Genomic DNA, 20,485 nt, shown 5'->3' on the forward strand with positions numbered 1-20,485 from the left:
CCAAGCGTTGGCAATCCCTCTTGAGCCGTTTGTTAGGTGTATTACCCAAATGCCGATTATGTCCAACCTTGAGACCATTTTTCTTCATTTTTTAACTCAAGCCAATCAATGGAATATTCATTTTGGGAAAGAATAGATTCTAACTTACACAAAGTTACTGAACCGTCTTCTTCATAGTCAACCTCTGACACCAAAAAGTGTTTCTCTCGATTTATCGGTTTTACAGCTGTCCATTTGCTATTACGCAATTTTGCCGGATTAATCTGATTCATTTTTAACTCCGTAATATCATGAATTCATTATTTTACGGACATTTTGAAAAATAAGTTCAATTGATAGCTGCGTTACTAAAGACACCTAACGCCCGCTTAAGGGGCAGACAACGCTACTACCAACTTTCCGCATAACACCCTAACCACCGAAATCAACGCACAGTAAAAATGCCGTGCGTTGGCTGTCCCTCTTGAAGCGTTTGTTATGGCTTTGAGCTTATTCGCGCATGAAACTATCTCTTGCAGCGGAGTCACTATTAGAATTTCCTTGGCAAGCTTCGCATAGAAAAGATTCGTTTTGGTAGCATTCAACCAAATCATCGTCTTCTAGGATATTTGGACATTCGTTCTGATCTTCGCCAAATAAGCCTTGGTATCCGTCACAAGACACATCCTCAATAAGAGGTCGAACAGCATTATCAAATACCCAAATTTGGCGACCAACTAAAGCATCGTACCCACGATCATCGACGATTAACGCCGCAGCTCGCACTGATTGCTCTTCAAGCCCCATACTTTGGGCACGCTCCACCAATAAGTGTTCGTGATTTTCAATAATCTCTCTTAATGCATTTAGGTTCATTTTATTTCCTTTTTATTTGTACTGAATTAGAGAAAGCCATAACGCCCGGCTAAGGGGTTGACAACGCACTGCCAAACCCAAAAAACACACTGTAAACACTGAACTTCAATTTTGAACTAAAGCAGCGACGCGTTGGCAATCCCTCTTAAGCCGTTTGTTAGGCCAACTGATTGACGCCGACACTTTTAAAACTAAAGAACGAGCTTTTTTTGTAAACTTAAAACAAACTAACCGATTCATTTATAAACCAAAATGCTAAATCAGCAAAGAAACAAAAAATTCAAACTGAGCGATTTGGAAGAAAAATGACGAGCGTAGCATTCTCGGCGGACGTTTGGATGCTGAAGGTTATTTTACCGATGAATTCACAGCGTTAAACAACCCAACACGATCAAGAAACGACAAATATGTGATGATTATTTATGGCTTAAGTTAAGCCACAAAACATGGAATTTACTGCTCAATTCCAACGCTATTTAGCTGATAACAACTCACTTTGCCTAACGCCCAATTAAGTGGTGAACAACGCACTGACCAAGCCGCTGCATAACACCGTAAACACTTTACCTGACGCATAGTAAAACTGCCACGCGTTGAGAATCCACTTGAATTGTTTGTTATGTGAATTTTTAGTAGTTACCAAAAATGTCACGCCTGCGAACAGTTTGGATTGTAGTTTTATATGTAGAATCTCGATAACCACTATCACACTTATGACAAGACCAATAGCCATTTTTAGCAGGAGAAAGAACTCGAACTAAAGAGCCATCACTGTCGTAGCAACACTGGCAGTATGGGCCAATTTTTTGATTATCTTCTTCAACTATAAAATAAAATGGTTCTTCCCAAACAACACTAGCTTGCTTTGATTTTTCTTGCTGCAAACCACGGATTATTTCATCTTTTTCTAATAGCAACTCTTTGAAATTTGCAACTTCTACTTTCGTATCTGCAAGCGCATTTATGAGCTCTGCCAACTTTAGCTTTGTTTCAGCATCTTCCAAAGTTGAACCTGAATTTTTAATCCAAGTAGCAATTTCTGTTGCACTTTTCAGTCCCGCCAATGCGGTTGTAATTGAAGATATGTCCATTTTTCGCTCCATTCACATAACGCCCGGCTAAGGGGTTGACAACGCATTGCCGAACTCAAAAAACACACCGTAATCACTGAACTTCAATTTTGTACTAAAGTCGCCAAGCGTTGGCAATCCCTCTTGAGCCGTTTGTTATGCTACCTTTTTGCCATTGGATGGCTTGGATTCAATTGAAGAAGATCCCACAAGTTTCCATACAAGTCTTCAAACACTGCTACCGTTCCATAGTCTTCTTCTGTTGGCTCGCGGACGAAATTAATACCAATCGATTTCATACGCTTAAAGTCACGCCAGAAATCATCAGTATTTAAGAACAGAAATACTCGACCGCCTGCTTGATTCCCAATGAAATCATGCTGCTCTGGCTTCGAGGCTCTGGCAAGTAATAGCGTAACACCATGAGAATTTGGTGGAGCCACAACCACCCAACGTTTGTCTTGTTCAGGTTGATGAGTATCTTCAATAAGTTCAAATTTGAGTTTGTTTACATAAAAATCAATGGCTTCATCATAATCTTTTACAACTAAAGCAATATGGACAATGTTCTGTTTCATAGTATTCCTTATTGAAGATTTCGACTGGTAGCATAACGCCGCGTTAAGGGGCGCAGGCACGCAATACAAAAGTTGCCGCATAACACCTTAACCACTAAACAAACTGCAATCCGAAAATGCCACGCGTGCCAAGTCCCTCTTGAACGCTTTGTTATGCTTAAGCTTCAATAACTTACGTTTTGCCTGAACCAAGATTAACTCGACTTTGATTCATAAACAAAAACCAAAACGTAGAAAACCGAAACAACTCATAGTTTTGAAAAACATACTTCGAATTTCGGCTATCCAAGACCATAAAACTAAGATCAAATTTCTGATTGAACCAACCGCCCTAACCTCGCGCTTACGCGAAAACTGATTGAGGCAATTCTCTGAATTTTCAGCGCCAAAGAATAGATGTCCAGAAAGTAGCGCCAGACGAAGCCAACTTGCCGACAAGCACAAAACCAACAAGCCGAGGGAGCAAAGAAAAGATACAACCAACTGATTTGACGTGATTAAACATAACGCCCGCTTAAGGGGCAGACAACGCTACTACCAACTTTCCGCATAACACCATAATCACGAAACCCAACGCATGATAAAAATGCCACGCGTTGGCTGTCCATCTTGAAGCGTTTGTTAGGTTTATATTTCATTGCTATTGATTAATCAAGACAGAACCCCCATATAGTCTATGGATAAGAACACGCCTTACCACTCAGAACATACATTCCCTAACTGAGATAACTGGAGCGTGAAAATAAATATTCCAGATTTCTCAAGGAATGATCTAATGATTGCTTATCTTATTCTCGTTCACCGCTATCCAGATCAATTTAAACGGCTATTTCATGCAATATACCACCCAAATAATCATTACGTTATCCATGTTGACAAAACTTCTGGAAAAGAAATTTCAGATGAAATAACTTTGTTTCTAAATGATTACCAAAATGCTGAAATTCTTGAATCAGAAAATGCACTATGGGGTGGGTATAGTTTAGTTAATATTGAACTTCGTGGTATGGCTAAGCTATTGAATATGAACAAAAGCTGGACGCATTTTATAAACCTAAGTGGACAAGATTTTCCATTGAAAACTCAGCCATATATTCATGAGTTTTTGTCAAACAATAAAGACAAGGAATTTATTCGAGCACTAGACCAAAATGAAGCTAGGCCTGAAACGATGAATCGCATACAAAATATGTGCTTTGAATATAAAGAGCATATTTACCGACCTAAAATAGCTAGAAAATTCATGTCAGGGATAACACCATTTATTGGCACCCAATGGATGATTGTGTCACGAAAATTCTGTGATTTTGTTTGTAACACGGATGCATCTCAGCCCTATAAAGAATTTTATAAAAATACATTTATTGCTGATGAAGGATTTTTCCAAACAGTTATGATGAATAACGATTGTCATGGTGAAATAATTCAAGATGACTTGCGACTTATCGATTGGGTACCAGATGGAGATATAAAGCTTAGACCGAGGACGTTTACAATGGCCGATATTTCTAACTTAATTTCGAGCCCTAACCTTTTCGCTCGAAAATTTGACCTATTAGAGGATGCTAAAGTCTTGGATAGGATCGAACATCACCTCGCTGCAACAGTCTAATTTTTAATGAGCTACCCTCAACGGGGTGGCTCAAAGAAACCTAACGCCCGGCTAAGGGGTTGACAACGCACCGCCGAACTCAAAAAACACACTGTAAACATTGAACTTCAATTTTGCGCTAAAGCCGCCACGCGTTGGCAATCCCTCTTGAGCCGTTTGTTAGGCCAACCAATTGACAACAATACTTTCAAAACCCAAGAACAAAGCTTTTTGTAAACTTGAAAAACACTAACCGATTCATTTATAAACCAAAACTCCAACGCAGCAAAGAAACAAAAAACTCAAATTGAGCGATTTGGAAGAAAAGTGACGAGCGTAGCATGCTCGGCGGACGTTTGGATGCTGAAGGTTATTTTGCCGCTGAATTTACAGCGCTAAGCAACCCAACGCGATCAAGAAACAACAAATATGTGATGACGATTTATTGCTTAAGTCCAGCCATGAGAACATTGAATTCACCGTTCAATTCAAACCCGATTTAGCTGATAAAAACTCACTTTGCCTAACGCCCGGCTAAGGGGTTGACAACGCACCGCCGAACTTAAAAAACACACTATAAACACTGAACTTCAATTTTGCACTAAAGTCGCCAAGCGTTGGCAATCCCTCTTGAGCCGTTTGTTATATTTTTATCCTCTACGCTAACGTGACCGACTGCTTAGGATTGCAGAAAAACCATTAACAAACTGATATTTCGTGCTTTTCCAAAACTGTAGCAGCTTCCGCACGCTCAATGATTTTTAACAATACAGATTGAATCGCTTCGTCTTCGCGGGCATCTTTGTTACTTGTAAAGCGTTGTATTTGAGGCTCGGCATTCTCCTCAGGTAAAAAGGTGATAACGACTTCGGTCGCTAAATCCGTCGTTTTACCGAAATACTCTAATGATATTTGCGGATAACCTTTGAAACCTCTTTGTACTCGTTTCAATATGCGTTTTTTCGCTTTATCCACGTTCATCATGAATCCTTTTGATTGCTGAACTTAAAAAAATATAACGCCCGCTTAAGGGGCAGCCAACGCTACTACTAAGCTTCCGCATAACACCGTAATCACAAAAACCAACGCATGGCAAAAATGCCGCGCGTTGGCTGTCCCTCTTGAAGCGTTTGTTAGCATAATAAAACAGGCGCTATCTCCGCTTTTGGATTGCCTTTACTTCATCCATTAAGCAATGATGCTTAGAAAGACCATCCAAATCTGGGAACAAGGTTTTATAATTCACTGACAAACGGTCAAGCATAAGTATTATGGATACCTTAGCATTTGCGGGTATGATCCACTCAAACAAAGTTTGATGTTTTGCTGGCTCGAAAAATTCATTTTCGATCTTGAACTCTGGCTCTTTATGATAAGTAAAGTAACCTGACTGAGCTTGAAGTCGCGCTGCAACTCCCTTTAGCTGATAGCCAAGAACACGTTCGGGCTTGCCACCAGGAACCAACACATCTTTTTCTAGATAGGCATATTGCGTAGGAAAGTAAGCATAGATTTTGCCATCTTTGTCAAAATTACTACTACAAGCAAAAAAAGCAGAAGTTAAGATATTTGATGACCAATCTAGTAACTTGGTTGCGAAGCCATGATGTTGCGCTATTGCCATTGCCTCTAGCTCATTTTCAAAATCCATTTCAGGATATTTATGTGCTTGCTTAAGCCACATTTTAAATTTGAAATCGAACTTGTCTCCCTCGTTGTGTGGAAAACGATGAGCTTTAGGTTCCAGATCCCAAGAAGCATCCGACTGCCCACGATAGAACCATCCTCCAACATAGTCATCTGATGGCAACTTGCTCACTACATCTAGTAACTCTTGGACAGACTCCAATTTATTCATAAATACTTGTTCCCAATTTTAGTATGCTAACGCCGCATTAAGGTGTGAGCAACGCTACCACGACACTCAACCTTACCACCGTAAACACCGCACTCAAAGATAGAATGAAAAATGCCATGCGTTGGGAATCACTCTTAAATGCTTTGTTATAACAACTTAACGTACTGACTATAATGCCATGATAAATTATCAGTACTACCTGTCGTCTGCACTACTTTCCTATATTTCCCATACTCAGATTCTAAAGCCGGATTTAACTCTAAGTTTTTAGTTTTAGGGTTAATAGATAGCAAGAAGCTATCAAAAAGTTTGTGAATATCGGCTCGAAGAAGGATTCCATTTTTCAATGTATCATTCCTACCACTGAAAGGAACTATATGTGCTGCTTCAAGTACTTGTGGCAGCTTGCTACCTGTTATAGCGCAAGCACCGTAGGCTTCCAGAACTGTGGAACGAAATTCACTTTGTTTAGTTCGAGTAGTTATTTTTGAGTAAGTTTGAATTTTACTGCTTTCATCTTGTATTTCTGGGAGAATGTAACCATCGTCCAAATCAAGATCTGCAATAGACTCTAGCTGAACCAAGTTCATAGGGTTAGCATAGTTTGAATCAATACCTTTTAAGAAACGAATTTTAGAAAGAAGTTTTGCACAACAAAATTTCGTACTTAACATTTCTTCACGAACTTTCCAAAGAATTTCGAGTTCTTCTATGCTCTTTTCTTCGATGTAAGCATCTAAATCTTCAACCTTAATCCTTGACGATTCTATTCTTTCTAAACGAGCTATTTCAGCAGTACGTGCCAGCTCTTTTTGTCTTGCACGCTCTTGAAGTTCTTTTTCAGCCAGCAGGTCATAACGAGCTTTGCTTCTTTTTTTGTTCTTGAGCTGACTTTCCAAGCGTTCAATTTTGTCGCGAGTACTCAACCCATGATTCTTTTTCTTCTTCATTTAAATTACCAAACTTGACTCGTTGTTATAACGCCCGGCTAAGGGGTTGACAACGCACCACCGAACTCAAAAAACACACCGTAAACTCTGAACTTCAATTTTGCACTAAAACCGCCACGCGTTGGCAATCCCTCTTGAGCCGTTTGTTATGTGATTGTTGCACAAGATTTACATTAAGGGCTCAGCTATAATCCATAAGCACCAAGTTAACTATAATAATATGGACATGATATGAAAGCTCTTATTTATGAAACACTTATTAGCCTTGCAAACCAAGACCCTGAACAACATGCAAAAATTCGCGAAAATCTGTATGAACAGTTGGGCTTGCCTTTGGACAAACAATTAGCTCTATACTCTAGAGCCCTTGGGCCAGCAAGTTCAGGAAAACTTGAAAATGACCAAGCGATCAATAATGCAGTTGAAAGTGCCATTAAGCTGCTAGAAACACCTGAGCACTAGCCTTGCATTACTAAATATCAACGGCCCACGACGTCAAGGGCCGTTTTTATATGCTCATTTTCTAACAAACTCTCAGCCAATTTAGACAAAATTATCACCAGTAGTACTTTTGGATAAAACTAAAACCTCGATTTTTGAGCCAATTTCCTTCTTTGACAGCATACGATAAGAATCTTGTTCTTTTCAATTATCGTTGAAGAATGCCAATCAATAATTTCATTCAACGATCTAAAACATCCCAAACAAATATCCATTTAATCTAAACAGCACTGTCTAATACACGGTGACTTGGGCTCTTCGACCTCACTCATTTTCCTATCTTTCATAACAAAAATCCTATCACATTTCCGCAGTAGTCTTTATTAACGAAATCATAGTAAAGAATTCGGCGTACACTAGCACATAACGCCCAATTAAGTGGTGAACAACGCACTGGCCAAGCCGCTGCATTGCACCGTAAAACACTTTACCTGACGCATAGTAAAACTGCCACGCGTTGAGAATCCACTTGAATTGCTTGTTATGTGAATTTTTACTCGTACTTTTTACCGTTGTGCTTTAACCAACCATGCGGATGTTTATTGTTAGGATCGTGGTGTGTCCAGTGCATTACACCACCCTTTTTAGTCCATTCATATTCACCGTAAAACTGAACTCGATCGCCTACTCTTAAGTTAGGAATCCTCGGCGCAAGATCGATATTGTGAGCAACAAGTAGGGTTTGTTTACTATTCAGTCTTATGATGAATTTTTGATGTCGACTTCCATCATTATCATCGGGTAACAAACGAATTACAGTACCTACCCCCTGAACTTGAAGGTCACTTTGATGGTTTTCATATGCCTGTTTCAATTTGTGATCATTGGCTTGCGCACCAACTGAAATCAGGCACAAAGCTGCCACAAATATTGCTAAAAACTTCTTCATATACTCAAATCCCTTGGATTCACATAACGCCCAATTAAGGTGTGAAGCACGCAACCACAACACTCAATTTAACCGCCGTAATCACCGGACTTAACCCAAACTAAAAATGCCAAGCGTGCTGAATCACTCTTAAATTGTTTGTTAGGGCAATTTTTATAGGCTTGTAACTTTGACATTCCTCTTACTATTTTTCGTTTCACGCCAAACCTCTACTCTAAACTGATCTACAGCAGGAGCTGGATTTCTAGGTTGTTGAGGCTTCCGTGGTTGCTTTTGGGGCAGATGAGGAATGGCTAACTCTTCTCCATTCACGTCAACTAGCTTCAATTCCATTTGCTGTGGAATTACTTGTGTTTTCTCCAAAGATTCTTTGAGGTCATTATAAAACTCTGGAGCCTCCTCTAGCTCTGCACCGAAGATAGCTTCCGTTTCTTGCATTGCCATTTCGACAGTTAATTCACCGCGCTGAACTTTGATAAAAAGGTTTTCTAGACGAGCAAGAGATTCCCCTCGTTTTCGCAACTTAGGCTGAACTAGACTTAGATCAAATGGTGAACTAGCTCTTTCGCCTAGATAATCACCAACAGCCTTAACTTGATTATTTATTGTTTGTAGACCAGAGATGAATGAACCATATTGGGCAATACCAAAATACAAAACACTCGCGGTAGCAAGTATTTTACCTTTGGCTTTTATTGAACCTTCCTCAACTTCTAGAACAAGAGAGTAGTCACTTAGCTCCAAGTTTTGGCCAACATAAGCTTCCCATTCGTCAAAAAGCTGTGTCGAATAGTTTTCAAAGTCCTCGCGAGGTAAACTTGGCACTCCGATATAGAAATCAATTGTACCTATATTTGCCATTTTTACTCCTTCCGCCAAACTAGAATTGCCCTAACGCCCGGCTAAGGGGTTGACAACGCACCACCGAACTCAAAAAACACACTGTAAACCCTGAATTTCAATTTTGCACTAAAGTCGCCAAGCGTTGGCAATCCCTCTTGAGCCGTTTGTTATGTGCCATTTTGTGCACTGAACCATAACTTATCTGTCTTTCATAGGCAAGATGTTGCCCATGCGTGATCTTCTGTGCAAATTTGACAATTATCTTTTAATAGACTTAGGCTCGGCATTAAACTCTGCCTAACTTTAAAATGACTTCTTAAGGAAAACTCATGGCTCACACTGCCTACCTAACCATTGTTGGTGAAAAACAAGGCTTAATTTCTAGTGGCTGTAACACCAAGGACTCAATGGGCAATAAATTTCAAACTGAGCATATGAATGAAATTACCGTATTGTGTTGTGAACATAATATGAATAAGCAACCAGAGGATACTCGAAAAACACACTGCCCACTCTACATCACCAAAAATATCGATAAAGCCTCACCACTTTTAGCCACGGCATTTGCAAGCCAAGAATACTTAGATTGTGTCATTGATTTCTTCAGAACAAACGAGCAAGGGTATAACGAAAAGTTTTATACCATTGAACTTAAAAAAGCACTGGTTACAGGCATTGACTTTACACAACCCCACACTGTTCTTTCACACAATGAAGAAATGCATGAAAACATCGCACTAAGTTACAAAGAAATTGTCTGGAAACACAATATCGCAGGGACGATGGGGTACGACAATTGGGAAAATGGTGGATTACATGGCTAGACCCGATTTATACGAACTTTGGGAAGTTCAAAAGGCAACAAAGAACTTAACCATGCAAGCCTCTATTTTATCTCAACGGCATATTAAGAACGGTGCATTACGGTCTAAATTCACACGAGAAATTGATGTCTTTGGACAGTGTTTAGTTGAGGACTTCGAAAATGGCCGAAAAACTAAAAACCAAGTATTTAATGAGGTGCAAAAAGAAAACCGCAATCTTCTTGACCAAGGAAAACTGATTGCTCAAAAAGGTATTGGCCTCATTGCAGGTGTAATGCAAACCGTAGCTGGAGGAGCGACATGTTATTATTCCGCGGGAATGCTATGCGCTGTTTATGGTGCCCCTCTAGCGTTACATGGAGCTAATAATATTTATGAAAATGGTAAATATTTCGTTGATGGCGATGAAAATGCAACTGGTCTAGTTCGCCAAGGTTATCAAAATGCAGCCCAATTTATAGGCTTTGATCAACACGTTGGAAATATGGCTTATTACGGTGTTGATTTAGGGCTTTCAGTTCGCGGAGTCTTTGGCCGTTCAACCACCGTAAAACCACCATCAGCGTCAAATGAACTACATTATGCACCAAGCTTGCTACCGCCAAAACCAGTACAAACATGGAATCGTCGCCAACATGCAAAGCGCTTTAAATTGTTCAGATACTCATCTGAAGATTATTTAAGAGGCTATCAAGCAACTAGCAAAGCAGCGCTAGGAGCCGAAGCTCTTGGAGATGCAGCCACACTGGAACAATTATACAAGGAATCTAACAATTGATAGAAAATATTTTATTTTGGATTGTTTCTTTTATGTTAATTATTATATTTAGAAAAGCATCAAAATTAAATTATTCCAGATCATTTCACATATGGATATATGCATTTTTTTGGTTGTTAGTAGGTAGTCAATATTATTCTATATTCATCAATGGCGATCCAATGTTTTTTATGGATGCGATTATACCAAGCTTTAGTGGTAATTATTTCATCCAATATTCCAGCCTATTCATATCATTAATCTTTTGTATTTTCTGTCTACCTAAAACGAGAGTACCTAAAAATGATTAGTACACGGGCACATAACGCCGCATTAAGGGGCAGACAACGCCGCCACAGAATTAAAATAGACAACCGTAAACACAAATTTTCAAGTAAACCACAAATGCCACGCGTTGACTGTCCCTCTTAAATGCTTTGTTATGTGTTTTTACTCATATAATGCAAGGGTGCTTTGTAATTGTTCACTGAAATTGAATATATCATCCACAGTTTCGATCGGATGCCGAGTTTCATTCTTAGCTTCATCAAAGATACCAATATATTTCTGCTTAGTATTAAACCACAAACGGCATAGAGGCTTACGATTGTTATCATCTAGCAGAATTCCAAAATAGCTTTGAGTATCACGCGCACAAACTCTCTGTACTTCTACTTTTTGCCTAAGTATTGCTTTGACTATATTAAAACCTTCAATTTCTTCTTCTGTAGTAAGAATTTTAGATTTTTCTGAACTTTCATTTACGTCTTCAGCAGGAATAACTTGAGTTTCAATATTCGTTGATTCTTTGACGTCAGCGCCAATAGCTGATTTTAGACGGGCATTTATACTGTCATTGAGAAACTGCTTTAAAGCTTTAGTGGTAATGTCTAGAAATTGAGATTTAACTTTTGCAGTTTGAACACCGTCATAGACGCGAGAAGTAAAGAACTTCACAAAATCTTCTTCTGGGCTTTGGAACTGTTCACCTAGAACTTTTTTTATTTGGTTTAAATATTTTAATTCACCTGCTGCATCAACTACAGATTCAACATCAAAGGAGGATTTAGTTAATTTTTTTATTTCAGGGACAACATGCTCATCTAAATTTTCGAGATCTAATGTCAAAAATGGCTTTTCATCCATTTTATTAGGAGCATCCAAATCAGTGAAAAATTGATATTTTGAGCCATTAGTTAAAATGGCAATACGTGCATTTGTTACTGAGAAATATCGAAATAATTGGTTGGCATGCTTTGTTGATAATGGTTCACTATACTTCTTACATTCAATTAGAATTTGAACCACACCATCTTTGATCAACGCATAATCAACCTTTTCCCCCTTTTTAGTTCCAGTATCAGCCGTAAACTCAGGTATAACCTCGTTTGGATCGAATACGTCATAACCAAGGACTGAATGCAGAAAGGGCATAACTAAAGCATTTTTTGTTGCTTCTTCGGTAGCCAGATTAGCCGAAACTTGAGAAACTTTCTTCGAAAGAGCCTGAAGCCGTTCAATAAAATCCATAAAATACTCCATTACATGCATTGAAAAAGATTGATTATACCCAATAAAAGCTAATGGAAACGTCGTTCAGTTAAAAGTTTAAAGTTTAAAGTCGAGAAACACATAACGCCCGGCTAAGGGGTTGACGACGCCTCACCGAACTCAAAAAAACACACTGTAAACACTAAACTTCAATTTTGCACTAAAGTCGCCAAGCGTTGGCAATCCCTCTTGAGCCGTTTGTTAGGCCAACCGATTGACAATGATACTTTCAAAACCAAAGAACGAACTTTTTTGTAAACTTGAAACAAACTAACCGATTCATTTATAAACCAAAAACCTAAGTCAGCAAAGAAACCAAAAAACTAAAATTGAGCGATTTGGAAGAAAAGTGACGAGCGTAGCATGCTCGGCGGACGTTTGGATGCTGAAGGTTATTTTGCCGCTAAATTCACAACGAAAAGCAATGCAACACGATCAAGAAACAACAAATATGTGATGACGATTTATTGCTTAAGTCCAGCCACAAAACATGGAATTTACCGTTCAACTCTAACTCGATTTAGCTGATAAAAGCTCACCTTGCCTAACGCCCGCTTAAGGGGCAGACAACGCTACTACAAAGCTTCCGCATAACACCGTAATCACACAAACCAACGCATAGTGAAAATGCCGCGCGTTGGATGTCCCTCTTGAAGCGTTTGTTAGTTTTTATGCTGCAACAAGAACTGCTCTAACATTTTACCCACCAATTCCGGTGATTCTTGATGCGACGAATGTCCTGTCAATGGGATATTGGCAAAACTACAACCTGCAATTTTCGACTTTAAAGCCACTGCCTCATCCAATGAAAACAAGAAGTCATTATCACCTCGCATTACTAATGTCGGGCAACTAATTTTTTCAACTAATTTATGTGGATAACCAGATTCTGTTGTATCAAGCCAGACTGTTTTTACAGCGTCTACGAGTTTAGGGAAATCCGGGTTAGGATTTGACGCCTCATATAAAGCAACATCATCGGCAAACCTTGATGACCAAAATTCAGCCGTCAAACCACTTAGTAATTCAACTGATGGATCATCTGCCTCTAATCGCCACTGCGAACCCAGTGTCACCAAACAAGATACTCTTTCCGGTTCTTGTATTGCTAAACGATAACCTACGATACCACCGTCACTAAAACCAAAAATCGAATATTTCTCAATACCCAAATAGCTAAGAGCATGCTGAACGTCTTGTTGATATTGCATGTAACTAAGTGGACGATTGCCTAAAAGGGACTTCCCGTGACCACGGAAATCTATACTTATCAATTGATAGTCAGCAGCAACATATTTATGCATTGAACTTAACTCATTCAACGAACCAAGACCGCCATGAAGCATCAATAATGGCTTGCCGTCATGATTACCTGAAAGCTCGTAATAAATCTCGGAGCCACTAACACTTACATAACCATTTTTATTTTTCATTTTATCGACCAACTACGTTTGTATTGATTTGACCTAAAAAACTAACGCCCGGCTAAGGGGTTGACAACGCACCGCCGAACTCAAAAAACACACTGTAAACACTGAACTTCAATTTTGCACTAAAATCGCCAAGCGTTGGCAATCCCTCTTGAGCCGTTTGTTAGCTATTTTTTCCCAGTGACTGATTTGAATGATTCAAAAATGAATGTCGCCAATCCACCTGCAACATTTGAATTTGCATAATCCTTCAAAGGATCACAAAAATTTGATTTGAATTTATCAATAGCCTCTTCTGGAGAAGAAGCATAAATCGTATCACCTTCCACTTCTAACCCCGAGCTCAAGAGTTCTTCCTTTTCAAAAAGATAAGTTTCTGAACTCATATCCAGATAAGTAAATGCATTACGATTTGCATTTGGTTTACAGAAAAATTGATACTTTGACATCTTTAATTTCCTTGCTGCTGAATAAAACAATAGCTAACGCCCGGCTAAGGGGTTGACAACGCACCACCGAACTCAAAAAACACACCGTAAACACTGAATTTCAATTTTGCACTAAAGCCGCCACGCGTTGGCAATCCCTCTTGAGCCGTTTGTTATGTGAATTTTACTCGTACGTCTTACCGTTGTGCTTTAACCAACCTTGCGGGTGTTTATTGTTTGGATCCTTGTGCGTCCAGTGCATGACACCACCTTTTTTGTTCCATTCATATTCACCGTAAAACTGGACTCGATCGCCAACTTTTAGATTTGGAACCCTAGGAGCTAAATCAATATTGTGAGCAAAAAGTAAAGTTTGTTTACTGTCCAGTTTCAATATGAATTTTTGATGCCTACTTCCTTCGTTGTCATCAGGTAACAAGCGAATAACTGTGCCTGAGCCCTGGACTTGAATATCACTTTGATGATTTTCATACGCATTTTTTAACTGATGATCATTAGCTTGAGCACCAATCGAAGCTAGACAAAAGATAGCTATAAATATAGCGATTAACTTCTTCATATACTCAATTTCTCCAATTCACATAACGCCCGCCTAAGGGGCTGGCAACGCATTACCACTAAACTCAAACACAACAACCGAAACCACCGCGGCTCATTGGGACTGGAAACGCCACGCGTTGACAGTCCCTCTTGAGGCGTTTGTTATGTCACGTCCCGAGCTCTTGCTTAATACTATTCCAAGCTGTATCGAGGATTTTATTTGCCTGATCTTCGATAGCATTAGCAAACGAAACATACTCAGCATTCATATTAGGTTGAAGCATAGTGCTCATACAGTCGTCCATAAGGCTTTCTATTATCTTGCACTCCTCTGACTCTTTATTGAGCATTAGCTTGATTGTCACAACATAACGAGAAATATTTTGGGCTAATTCGATGCCTTCGTTTGAAATATGGAAATTTTCGTCTAAATCCATGCGAAACCGCAAGATACTTGATTGAGACAGAAACTCTGCAAAATTGAGCCTTAAGTCTTCTAGCCACTTATTTTTCAGTTCTGCTGCTTTTGCCTTACTTTGTGACTTTTGATTTGACCTCGTGATATAAGCTATCACAAAGGTAGTACATACCGTGCCGAGCCCAACTAAAACTGTAGGCCAATCTGTTGAGCTAGATACAGCCAATTCAAAAGGCTTTACACCTTCTAATACAACACCTATTTCTTTCATGTAATTGTCTGATTTATCCTCAAAGTGACATAACGCCCGGTTAAGGGGCTGACAACGCAAACCACTGAACTCCAAATAACCACCGTAATCACAAAGGCCGATTTGAACACAAACCGCCACGCGTTGGCAGTCCCTCTTTAACCGTTTGTTATGGCTAACAACTCTCTGATTTATCGAACAAAACTTTCAAGGTAAATCTGACCTTTCATCTCGACATTCATAAGAGCCCATTTCAAACTCTCGACAAATCCAAGGTCGATTCTCATAAATCGTGCACATGAATGTTTCTCGGTCTAAAGCTGAGCACCAACCATCCGCCAAACGTAGCATGGTTTCCCCACCCCATTGGTCGAAAGCAATGTGTTGCTCTGGCACACCGGTATCTGTAATGATCATGACCTCTAAACGACAGCAACAAGCCTGACAGTTTGAGCAAGAAATTTCCGTACTAGATACATTTTTAATTGGAATTGTCATCGTGTTCTTCAAATCAGTGTAATCACAGAATGGTACTCCAATTTGAACCAATTTATCGACATTCGTGACCAACTCAATTTGGGAGCCATAACGCCGCATTAAGGTGTGAGCAACGCTAACACGAAACTTAACCTTACCACCGTAAACACGACACTCAACGATGGAATGAAAAATGCCAAGCGTTGGGAATCACTCTTAAATGCTTTGTTAGCTACGTAGTTTCTTCTGATACCTTATGAGCGTATGACATTACTTTTGCAGAAACTGTAAATAACATATGTGCCGAAATCTTATACTTTTCTGATAGTTCAAAGATATTCAACGTCTCTTCACCTTTATCTGTACCGGGGTCAGGATAACGACCAGCCCAATATACAAAGTGGGTTAAACCACGTAAAACGGCCCTCTCCCTTTTATCCATGTTGGGAATAATGTTAACAAGGTCATGTAAACGGTGATGTCTATGCTTTTTCTCAATTTCTGTATAGCCGTCCACACCATGTTTCATTATAAGCATAGCTTTTAAGACAATTTCTAAACTATACCCTAGGAGCATCAACCCTACCCCGCAGTATTGACGATCACAAATTGATCTCACCAATAGAGGCATTGTTTCAAAGTCAGGTTCATTTTTAAATAGAGTGTGGGCTGCTTGGCTTAGAGCTTCTGCTTGTGTCAGCCATAGAATTGGACTTTTTAGGTGCTTATTTTCTGGAACTTTGAAAGGATCAAAGTCACCTCCGCTATGCATCGCCTCAATCATTTGCCACTCAAAAACACCTCCTGCCCCATATCCAAACGGGTCTCGACCAAAGGCTTCACGATCAATTGCATTCATGCACTTTACCTTATTATTTTGATGAGTAGCTAACGCCCGGCTAAGGGGTTGACAACGCATAGCCGAACTTAAAAAACACACTGTAAACGCTGAACTTCAATTTTGCACTAAAGTCGCCAAGCGTTGGCAATCCTTCTTGAGCCGTTTGTTAGGCCAACTGATTGACGCCGATACTTTCAAAACTAAAGAACGAGCTTTTTTGTAAACTTAAAACAAACTAACCCATTCATTTATAAACCAAAACCCTAAATCAGCAAAGAAACCAAAAAATTCAAATTGAGCGATTTGGAAGAAAAGTGACGAGCGTAGCATGCTCGGCGGACGTTTGGATGCTGAAGGTTATTTTGCCGCTAAACTCACAACGAAAAGCGACTCAACGCGATCAAGAAACAGCAAATATGTGATGATTATTTATTGCTTAAATTAAGCCACAAAACATGAAATTTACTGCTCAATTTCAACTCGATTTAGCTGATAAAAACTCACCTTGCCTAACGCCGCGTTAAGGGGCAGCCAACGCTACTACCAAGCTTCCGCATAACACCGAAACCACAAAAACCAACGCATAATAAAAATGCCACGCGTTGGCTGTCCCTCTTGAACGCTTTGTTATAAGCAAATAACACCTTGATTTAATTGATGTTCAACTGTTCAGAACTGGATAAAACCCATGCGCTATTATGAGCTTCAAAACCAATTTTCGGATAATAACCTTGCGCTTTCGGCGCTGACAGTAAAACCAATTTACAGCTTGGGCTCAACTCTTCTTTGGTCACTAAGATTAGATATTTACCTATACCATTGGATTAAACACTTTCATCAACGGCTAAATCAGACAGATAGCAGCAATAATGGAAATCTGTCACTGAGCGAGCCACACCGACAAGTTGATCGTTCAGCCATGCGGTCACAATTAAATTAGAGTTATCGAGCATACCCCGAATAGTTGACTCATTATCCAAAGGACGCCGCTCACCCAATGAAGTTTTCTTCAGTAAACTCACGAATTGTTCAACTGAGATTGGATGGTTTACTTTGTACTCGATTTCCATTTTTCATCCTCTGGAGCTGAATTTGCTTATAACGCCCGGCTAAGGGGTTGACAACGCACCGCCGAACTAAAAAAACACACTATAAACACTGAACTTCAATTTTGCACTAAAGTCGCCACGCGTTGGCAATCCCTCTTGAGCCGTTTGTTAGGCCAACCAATTGACACCGACACTTTCACAACCAAAGAACAGGGCTTTTTTGCAAACTTAAAATAAACTAACCGATTCATTTATAAACCAAAACACTAAACCAGCAAAGAAACAAAAAAACTAAAATTGAGCGATTTGGAAGAAAAGTGACGAGCGTAGCATGCTCGGCGGACGTTTGGATGCTGAAGGTTATTTTGCCGCTAAACTCACAACGAAAAACAACCCAACGCGATCAAGAAACAACAAATATGTGATGATTATTTATTGCTTAACTTAAGCTAGAAAACATGGCATTTACCGTTCAATTCAAACTCGACTTAGCTGATAAAAACTCACTTTGCCTAACGCCCGGCTAAGGGGTTGACAACGCACTACCGAACTCAAAAAACCACTGTAAACATCGAACTTCAATTTTGCACTAAAGTCGCCACGCGTTGGCAATCCCTCTTGAGCCGTTTGTTATATGTTTGGATGAGAAACCTAGCTAGATCTTGAATGCAATGCATTGAATTACATAGTTATCAACACATTGCCTGCGGACGGTATAAAATGCAGCTTATTTATAAAAAGCTTCAACTTCACCTTTTAACTTAATCAGCATCGGCTGGCCAAAACGATCTTTAGCTTTCGGTGACGGAATTTTCACCCACCCTTCACTAATGCAGTATTCTTCAACATCAGTACGCTCTTTGCCATTTAGACGAATGCCAATGTGATGTTCAAAGCACTCCGCAACATAGTGTGGGCTGCGAGGATTACCAGCAAGGTGATCCGGCAAAACGGGTTTAGCTGTAGTGTCGTTCATATTCATAACCTAAAATATGTAAAAAAGTGCGCTATTGTAGACAATACAAGCCGACCGCTCAACATAGTAAAGATGCTATTTCATATGCGGTATAGAACGCAGAACTAGATGACATATAACGCCCGGCTAAGGGGTTGACAACGCACCGTCGAACTCAAAAAACCACTGTAAACACTGAACTTCAATTTTGCACTAAAGTCGCCACGCGTTGGCAATCCCTCTTGAGCCGTTTGTTAAATGTGTGTTTACTTAATACCTAACCGATCACTTAATATAACATTCAGTGCATCAACTGTTTTTTGGGCATTCGATAAACTTCTTGTATACAAAACATGCTTTATCACTTTCCCATTTTCATCGATCAAAGATACGATATACCATTGTTTAAATTTCCTTTTCCAATCATAGAGTTGTACACCATTAATTTTATAGAAATACACTCTTTCGCCGACCTTTTTAGTTGTTGAACTAGAGCTTCCAAATACAACATTATTATAAGCTACAGCATTTACAGTGCCTGATGACTTTGAACCATAATCCCAACCTAGATATTTATCAGTGATTACAAAATAATCGGGTTTCCAGTTAGAATGTTGAGTCATAACCATTTCATCCATCACATCATATGCCTCAGAGATTGACATTGATTTAGCTTGATAATTCATAGCTGTTGTTCCACAACCTGACAGAAAAACTAAAAAAAATACTAAATAAAATTTCATCACATAAGGACTCCGACCTGATTTTATTACAATGATACTGATACACATTTAACGCCGCGTTAAGGGGCGCAGGCACGCAATACAAAAGTCACCGCATGACGCCTTAACCACTAAACCCAATGCAAACCAAAAATGCCACGCGTGCCAAGTCCCTCTTTAACGCTTTGTTATGTTTATTTAGCCTAAGATTTCAAACAGTTAAATGCATCAGCGACTGTTTCAAACTGAATTTTTGTCAAACAGACTTCCGCTAAACAAAACTCATGACGTTGAATCAATCTAGACGCTTCCTCTGCTGAAATCTGGATTGAGTTTCCAATCAAGTTAACTGCTGAGCCATCTGAAACTATTGAATAGACGAAACCTTCAGAATCAATGACTCGATCGCTTGGACCAACGATCAAATCCACACACTCGCAATTCAAATCAGCTTGAGAGCCCAAATAAACAAGCTCAGCGTCACCATCTAATTTCAGAATACAAGGCCAATTGACCATGAACTTCTCCAATAAACATAACGCCCGGTTAAGGGGCAGACAACGCCACTACCAAGCTTCCGCATAACACTGTAATCACAAAAACCAACGCATAGTAAAAATGCCGCGCGTTGGCTGTCCCTCTTGAACCGTTTGTTATATTTTCGTTCTCAGCACTAATGTGACCAACAACTTAAGATTACAGAAAAACCATTAACAAACTGATACTTCTCGACTTTCTAAAACCGTAGCAGCGTCGGCTCGCTCAATAATTTTCAACAATACCGATTGAATTGCTTCATCTTCACGAACATCCTTATCACTCGTAAATCTCTGAATTTGCGCTTCAGCGTTTTCTTCAGGAACAAAAGTGATGACTACTTCGGTAGCAAAATCTGTCGTTTTCCCGAAATACTCTAAAGATATTTGCGGATAACCTTTGAAACCTCTTTGTACTCGTTTCAATATGCGTTTTTTCGCTTTATCCACGTTCATCATGAATCCTTTTGATTGCTGAACTTAAAAAAATATAACGCCCAATTAAGGGGTGAACAACGCCTCCACCCAACCCAACCCAAGGCATTGTGCCA

At 39.5% G+C, this 20,485-nt stretch carries 24 protein-coding genes and 2 pseudogenes; 4 read left to right on the forward strand and 22 right to left on the reverse strand.

The genetic code is table 11. The features are described from left to right. Positions 1-56 precede the first annotated feature (56 nt). From AACQ75_RS01185 to AACQ75_RS01200, 4 genes are all read right to left on the reverse strand, one after another. Positions 57-272, reverse strand: coding sequence for a TIGR02450 family Trp-rich protein (locus AACQ75_RS01185; RefSeq protein WP_170889311.1), 216 nt, complete (start codon positions 270-272; stop codon positions 57-59). Positions 273-489: 217 nt separating this feature from the next. After that, positions 490-855, reverse strand: coding sequence for a hypothetical protein (locus AACQ75_RS01190; protein ID WP_170889312.1), 366 nt, complete (start codon positions 853-855; stop codon positions 490-492). A gap of 629 nt (positions 856-1,484) precedes the next feature. After that, the gene (locus AACQ75_RS01195) at positions 1,485-1,946 is read right to left on the reverse strand and encodes a hypothetical protein (RefSeq protein WP_170889313.1); all 462 of its coding nucleotides are present in this window, start codon (positions 1,944-1,946) and stop codon (positions 1,485-1,487) included. A 140-nt stretch (positions 1,947-2,086) separates the two neighbouring features. Further along, the gene (locus AACQ75_RS01200) at positions 2,087-2,503 is read right to left on the reverse strand and encodes a VOC family protein (RefSeq protein ID WP_017045395.1); all 417 of its coding nucleotides are present in this window, start codon (positions 2,501-2,503) and stop codon (positions 2,087-2,089) included. A 775-nt stretch (positions 2,504-3,278) separates the two neighbouring features. Between AACQ75_RS01200 and AACQ75_RS01205 the strand changes: the two genes are divergently transcribed. Then, positions 3,279-4,115 carry a beta-1,6-N-acetylglucosaminyltransferase gene (locus tag AACQ75_RS01205; protein ID WP_017046804.1) on the forward strand — a complete coding sequence of 279 codons (837 nt, stop codon included), beginning with the start codon at positions 3,279-3,281 and terminating at the stop codon, positions 4,113-4,115. A gap of 678 nt (positions 4,116-4,793) precedes the next feature. Here AACQ75_RS01205 and AACQ75_RS01210 read toward each other — a convergent pair. The 3 genes from AACQ75_RS01210 to AACQ75_RS01220 all read right to left on the reverse strand — a co-directional run bounded on the left by AACQ75_RS01210 (position 4,794) and on the right by AACQ75_RS01220 (position 6,902). After that, positions 4,794-5,075, reverse strand: coding sequence for a hypothetical protein (locus AACQ75_RS01210; protein ID WP_170889340.1), 282 nt, complete (start codon positions 5,073-5,075; stop codon positions 4,794-4,796). Positions 5,076-5,247: 172 nt separating this feature from the next. Then, positions 5,248-5,952 (reverse strand): FRG domain-containing protein, encoded by a 705-nt coding sequence (locus tag AACQ75_RS01215; protein ID WP_170889314.1) that lies wholly within the window; start codon positions 5,950-5,952, stop codon positions 5,248-5,250. Positions 5,953-6,098: 146 nt separating this feature from the next. Beyond that, the gene (locus AACQ75_RS01220) at positions 6,099-6,902 is read right to left on the reverse strand and encodes an HNH endonuclease (protein ID WP_170889315.1); all 804 of its coding nucleotides are present in this window, start codon (positions 6,900-6,902) and stop codon (positions 6,099-6,101) included. Positions 6,903-7,133: 231 nt separating this feature from the next. Here AACQ75_RS01220 and AACQ75_RS01225 point away from each other — a divergent pair, with 231 nt between their 5' ends. Beyond that, positions 7,134-7,364, forward strand: coding sequence for a PAS factor family protein (locus tag AACQ75_RS01225; RefSeq protein ID WP_013868597.1), 231 nt, complete (start codon positions 7,134-7,136; stop codon positions 7,362-7,364). 119 nt (positions 7,365-7,483) lie between these two features. On the opposite strand, the pseudogene AACQ75_RS01230 reads toward AACQ75_RS01225, so the two are convergent. The 3 genes and pseudogenes from AACQ75_RS01230 to AACQ75_RS01240 form a co-directional block, all read right to left on the reverse strand. Continuing rightward, positions 7,484-7,690: pseudogene (locus AACQ75_RS01230) on the reverse strand (DUF1289 domain-containing protein). A 206-nt stretch (positions 7,691-7,896) separates the two neighbouring features. Continuing rightward, the gene (locus AACQ75_RS01235; RefSeq protein ID WP_026028411.1) at positions 7,897-8,292 is read right to left on the reverse strand and encodes a DUF3465 domain-containing protein; all 396 of its coding nucleotides are present in this window, start codon (positions 8,290-8,292) and stop codon (positions 7,897-7,899) included. Positions 8,293-8,445: 153 nt separating this feature from the next. After that, positions 8,446-9,153 carry a hypothetical protein gene (locus tag AACQ75_RS01240; RefSeq protein WP_170889316.1) on the reverse strand — a complete coding sequence of 236 codons (708 nt, stop codon included), beginning with the start codon at positions 9,151-9,153 and terminating at the stop codon, positions 8,446-8,448. Between the two features lie 311 nt (positions 9,154-9,464). Here AACQ75_RS01240 and AACQ75_RS01245 point away from each other — a divergent pair, with 311 nt between their 5' ends. Then, positions 9,465-9,959, forward strand: coding sequence for an Hcp family type VI secretion system effector (locus tag AACQ75_RS01245; RefSeq protein WP_025675295.1), 495 nt, complete (start codon positions 9,465-9,467; stop codon positions 9,957-9,959). After that, positions 9,952-10,737 carry a DUF4225 domain-containing protein gene (locus AACQ75_RS01250; RefSeq protein ID WP_170889317.1) on the forward strand — a complete coding sequence of 262 codons (786 nt, stop codon included), beginning with the start codon at positions 9,952-9,954 and terminating at the stop codon, positions 10,735-10,737. The genes AACQ75_RS01245 and AACQ75_RS01250 overlap by 8 nt, the downstream gene beginning before the upstream one ends. Before the next feature lie 429 nt (positions 10,738-11,166). Here AACQ75_RS01250 and AACQ75_RS01255 read toward each other — a convergent pair whose 3' ends face one another. The 12 genes and pseudogenes from AACQ75_RS01255 to AACQ75_RS01310 form a co-directional block, all read right to left on the reverse strand. Further along, positions 11,167-12,246 carry a type I restriction endonuclease gene (locus AACQ75_RS01255; protein WP_017044853.1) on the reverse strand — a complete coding sequence of 360 codons (1,080 nt, stop codon included), beginning with the start codon at positions 12,244-12,246 and terminating at the stop codon, positions 11,167-11,169. A 683-nt stretch (positions 12,247-12,929) separates the two neighbouring features. Next, entirely contained in the window at positions 12,930-13,700 is a 771-nt protein-coding gene (locus tag AACQ75_RS01260) for an alpha/beta fold hydrolase (protein WP_026028670.1), read from the reverse strand. A gap of 164 nt (positions 13,701-13,864) precedes the next feature. Next, entirely contained in the window at positions 13,865-14,146 is a 282-nt protein-coding gene (locus AACQ75_RS01265; RefSeq protein WP_017046618.1) for a hypothetical protein, read from the reverse strand. Between the two features lie 163 nt (positions 14,147-14,309). Continuing rightward, the gene (locus tag AACQ75_RS01270) at positions 14,310-14,705 is read right to left on the reverse strand and encodes a DUF3465 domain-containing protein (RefSeq protein WP_170889318.1); all 396 of its coding nucleotides are present in this window, start codon (positions 14,703-14,705) and stop codon (positions 14,310-14,312) included. 148 nt (positions 14,706-14,853) lie between these two features. Continuing rightward, positions 14,854-15,375 (reverse strand): hypothetical protein, encoded by a 522-nt coding sequence (locus AACQ75_RS01275; RefSeq protein WP_162231929.1) that lies wholly within the window; start codon positions 15,373-15,375, stop codon positions 14,854-14,856. A gap of 186 nt (positions 15,376-15,561) precedes the next feature. After that, on the reverse strand, positions 15,562-15,852 hold the full coding sequence (locus AACQ75_RS01280) for a YkgJ family cysteine cluster protein (protein WP_026028227.1): 291 nt from the start codon (positions 15,850-15,852) through the stop codon (positions 15,562-15,564). Between the two features lie 211 nt (positions 15,853-16,063). Next, a complete protein-coding gene (locus AACQ75_RS01285) occupies positions 16,064-16,690 on the reverse strand; it encodes a hypothetical protein (RefSeq protein WP_170889319.1) in 627 nt (208 codons plus the stop codon). 632 nt (positions 16,691-17,322) lie between these two features. Beyond that, positions 17,323-17,742: pseudogene (locus AACQ75_RS01290) on the reverse strand (GNAT family N-acetyltransferase). A 706-nt stretch (positions 17,743-18,448) separates the two neighbouring features. Then, a complete protein-coding gene (locus tag AACQ75_RS01295; RefSeq protein WP_170889321.1) occupies positions 18,449-18,697 on the reverse strand; it encodes a DUF3297 family protein in 249 nt (82 codons plus the stop codon). 245 nt (positions 18,698-18,942) lie between these two features. Further along, the gene (locus AACQ75_RS01300) at positions 18,943-19,419 is read right to left on the reverse strand and encodes a hypothetical protein (protein WP_170889322.1); all 477 of its coding nucleotides are present in this window, start codon (positions 19,417-19,419) and stop codon (positions 18,943-18,945) included. Between the two features lie 182 nt (positions 19,420-19,601). After that, the gene (locus AACQ75_RS01305; RefSeq protein ID WP_170889323.1) at positions 19,602-19,916 is read right to left on the reverse strand and encodes a DUF4144 domain-containing protein; all 315 of its coding nucleotides are present in this window, start codon (positions 19,914-19,916) and stop codon (positions 19,602-19,604) included. 192 nt (positions 19,917-20,108) lie between these two features. Next, the gene (locus tag AACQ75_RS01310; protein WP_001100052.1) at positions 20,109-20,390 is read right to left on the reverse strand and encodes a hypothetical protein; all 282 of its coding nucleotides are present in this window, start codon (positions 20,388-20,390) and stop codon (positions 20,109-20,111) included. Positions 20,391-20,485: the final 95 nt, after the last annotated feature.

It is taken from the genome of Vibrio sp. B1-2 (assembly GCF_963888445.1).
GTDB classification, from domain to species: Bacteria; Pseudomonadota; Gammaproteobacteria; order Enterobacterales; family Vibrionaceae; genus Vibrio; species Vibrio anguillarum.

Coding starts and splice junctions, on each gene's coding strand:
- AACQ75_RS01185 (WP_170889311.1), bottom strand. CDS start 272: ATGAATCAGATTAATCCGGCAAAATTGCGTAATAGCAAATGGACAGCT.
- AACQ75_RS01190 (WP_170889312.1), bottom strand. CDS start 855: ATGAACCTAAATGCATTAAGAGAGATTATTGAAAATCACGAACACTTA.
- AACQ75_RS01195 (WP_170889313.1), bottom strand. CDS start 1,946: ATGGACATATCTTCAATTACAACCGCATTGGCGGGACTGAAAAGTGCA.
- AACQ75_RS01200 (WP_017045395.1), bottom strand. CDS start 2,503: ATGAAACAGAACATTGTCCATATTGCTTTAGTTGTAAAAGATTATGAT.
- AACQ75_RS01205 (WP_017046804.1), top strand. CDS start 3,279: ATGATTGCTTATCTTATTCTCGTTCACCGCTATCCAGATCAATTTAAA.
- AACQ75_RS01210 (WP_170889340.1), bottom strand. CDS start 5,075: ATGAACGTGGATAAAGCGAAAAAACGCATATTGAAACGAGTACAAAGA.
- AACQ75_RS01215 (WP_170889314.1), bottom strand. CDS start 5,952: ATGAATAAATTGGAGTCTGTCCAAGAGTTACTAGATGTAGTGAGCAAG.
- AACQ75_RS01220 (WP_170889315.1), bottom strand. CDS start 6,902: ATGAAGAAGAAAAAGAATCATGGGTTGAGTACTCGCGACAAAATTGAA.
- AACQ75_RS01225 (WP_013868597.1), top strand. CDS start 7,134: ATGAAAGCTCTTATTTATGAAACACTTATTAGCCTTGCAAACCAAGAC.
- AACQ75_RS01235 (WP_026028411.1), bottom strand. CDS start 8,292: ATGAAGAAGTTTTTAGCAATATTTGTGGCAGCTTTGTGCCTGATTTCA.
- AACQ75_RS01240 (WP_170889316.1), bottom strand. CDS start 9,153: ATGGCAAATATAGGTACAATTGATTTCTATATCGGAGTGCCAAGTTTA.
- AACQ75_RS01245 (WP_025675295.1), top strand. CDS start 9,465: ATGGCTCACACTGCCTACCTAACCATTGTTGGTGAAAAACAAGGCTTA.
- AACQ75_RS01250 (WP_170889317.1), top strand. CDS start 9,952: ATGGCTAGACCCGATTTATACGAACTTTGGGAAGTTCAAAAGGCAACA.
- AACQ75_RS01255 (WP_017044853.1), bottom strand. CDS start 12,246: ATGGATTTTATTGAACGGCTTCAGGCTCTTTCGAAGAAAGTTTCTCAA.
- AACQ75_RS01260 (WP_026028670.1), bottom strand. CDS start 13,700: ATGAAAAATAAAAATGGTTATGTAAGTGTTAGTGGCTCCGAGATTTAT.
- AACQ75_RS01265 (WP_017046618.1), bottom strand. CDS start 14,146: ATGTCAAAGTATCAATTTTTCTGTAAACCAAATGCAAATCGTAATGCA.
- AACQ75_RS01270 (WP_170889318.1), bottom strand. CDS start 14,705: ATGAAGAAGTTAATCGCTATATTTATAGCTATCTTTTGTCTAGCTTCG.
- AACQ75_RS01275 (WP_162231929.1), bottom strand. CDS start 15,375: ATGAAAGAAATAGGTGTTGTATTAGAAGGTGTAAAGCCTTTTGAATTG.
- AACQ75_RS01280 (WP_026028227.1), bottom strand. CDS start 15,852: ATGACAATTCCAATTAAAAATGTATCTAGTACGGAAATTTCTTGCTCA.
- AACQ75_RS01285 (WP_170889319.1), bottom strand. CDS start 16,690: ATGAATGCAATTGATCGTGAAGCCTTTGGTCGAGACCCGTTTGGATAT.
- AACQ75_RS01295 (WP_170889321.1), bottom strand. CDS start 18,697: ATGAACGACACTACAGCTAAACCCGTTTTGCCGGATCACCTTGCTGGT.
- AACQ75_RS01300 (WP_170889322.1), bottom strand. CDS start 19,419: ATGAAATTTTATTTAGTATTTTTTTTAGTTTTTCTGTCAGGTTGTGGA.
- AACQ75_RS01305 (WP_170889323.1), bottom strand. CDS start 19,916: ATGGTCAATTGGCCTTGTATTCTGAAATTAGATGGTGACGCTGAGCTT.
- AACQ75_RS01310 (WP_001100052.1), bottom strand. CDS start 20,390: ATGAACGTGGATAAAGCGAAAAAACGCATATTGAAACGAGTACAAAGA.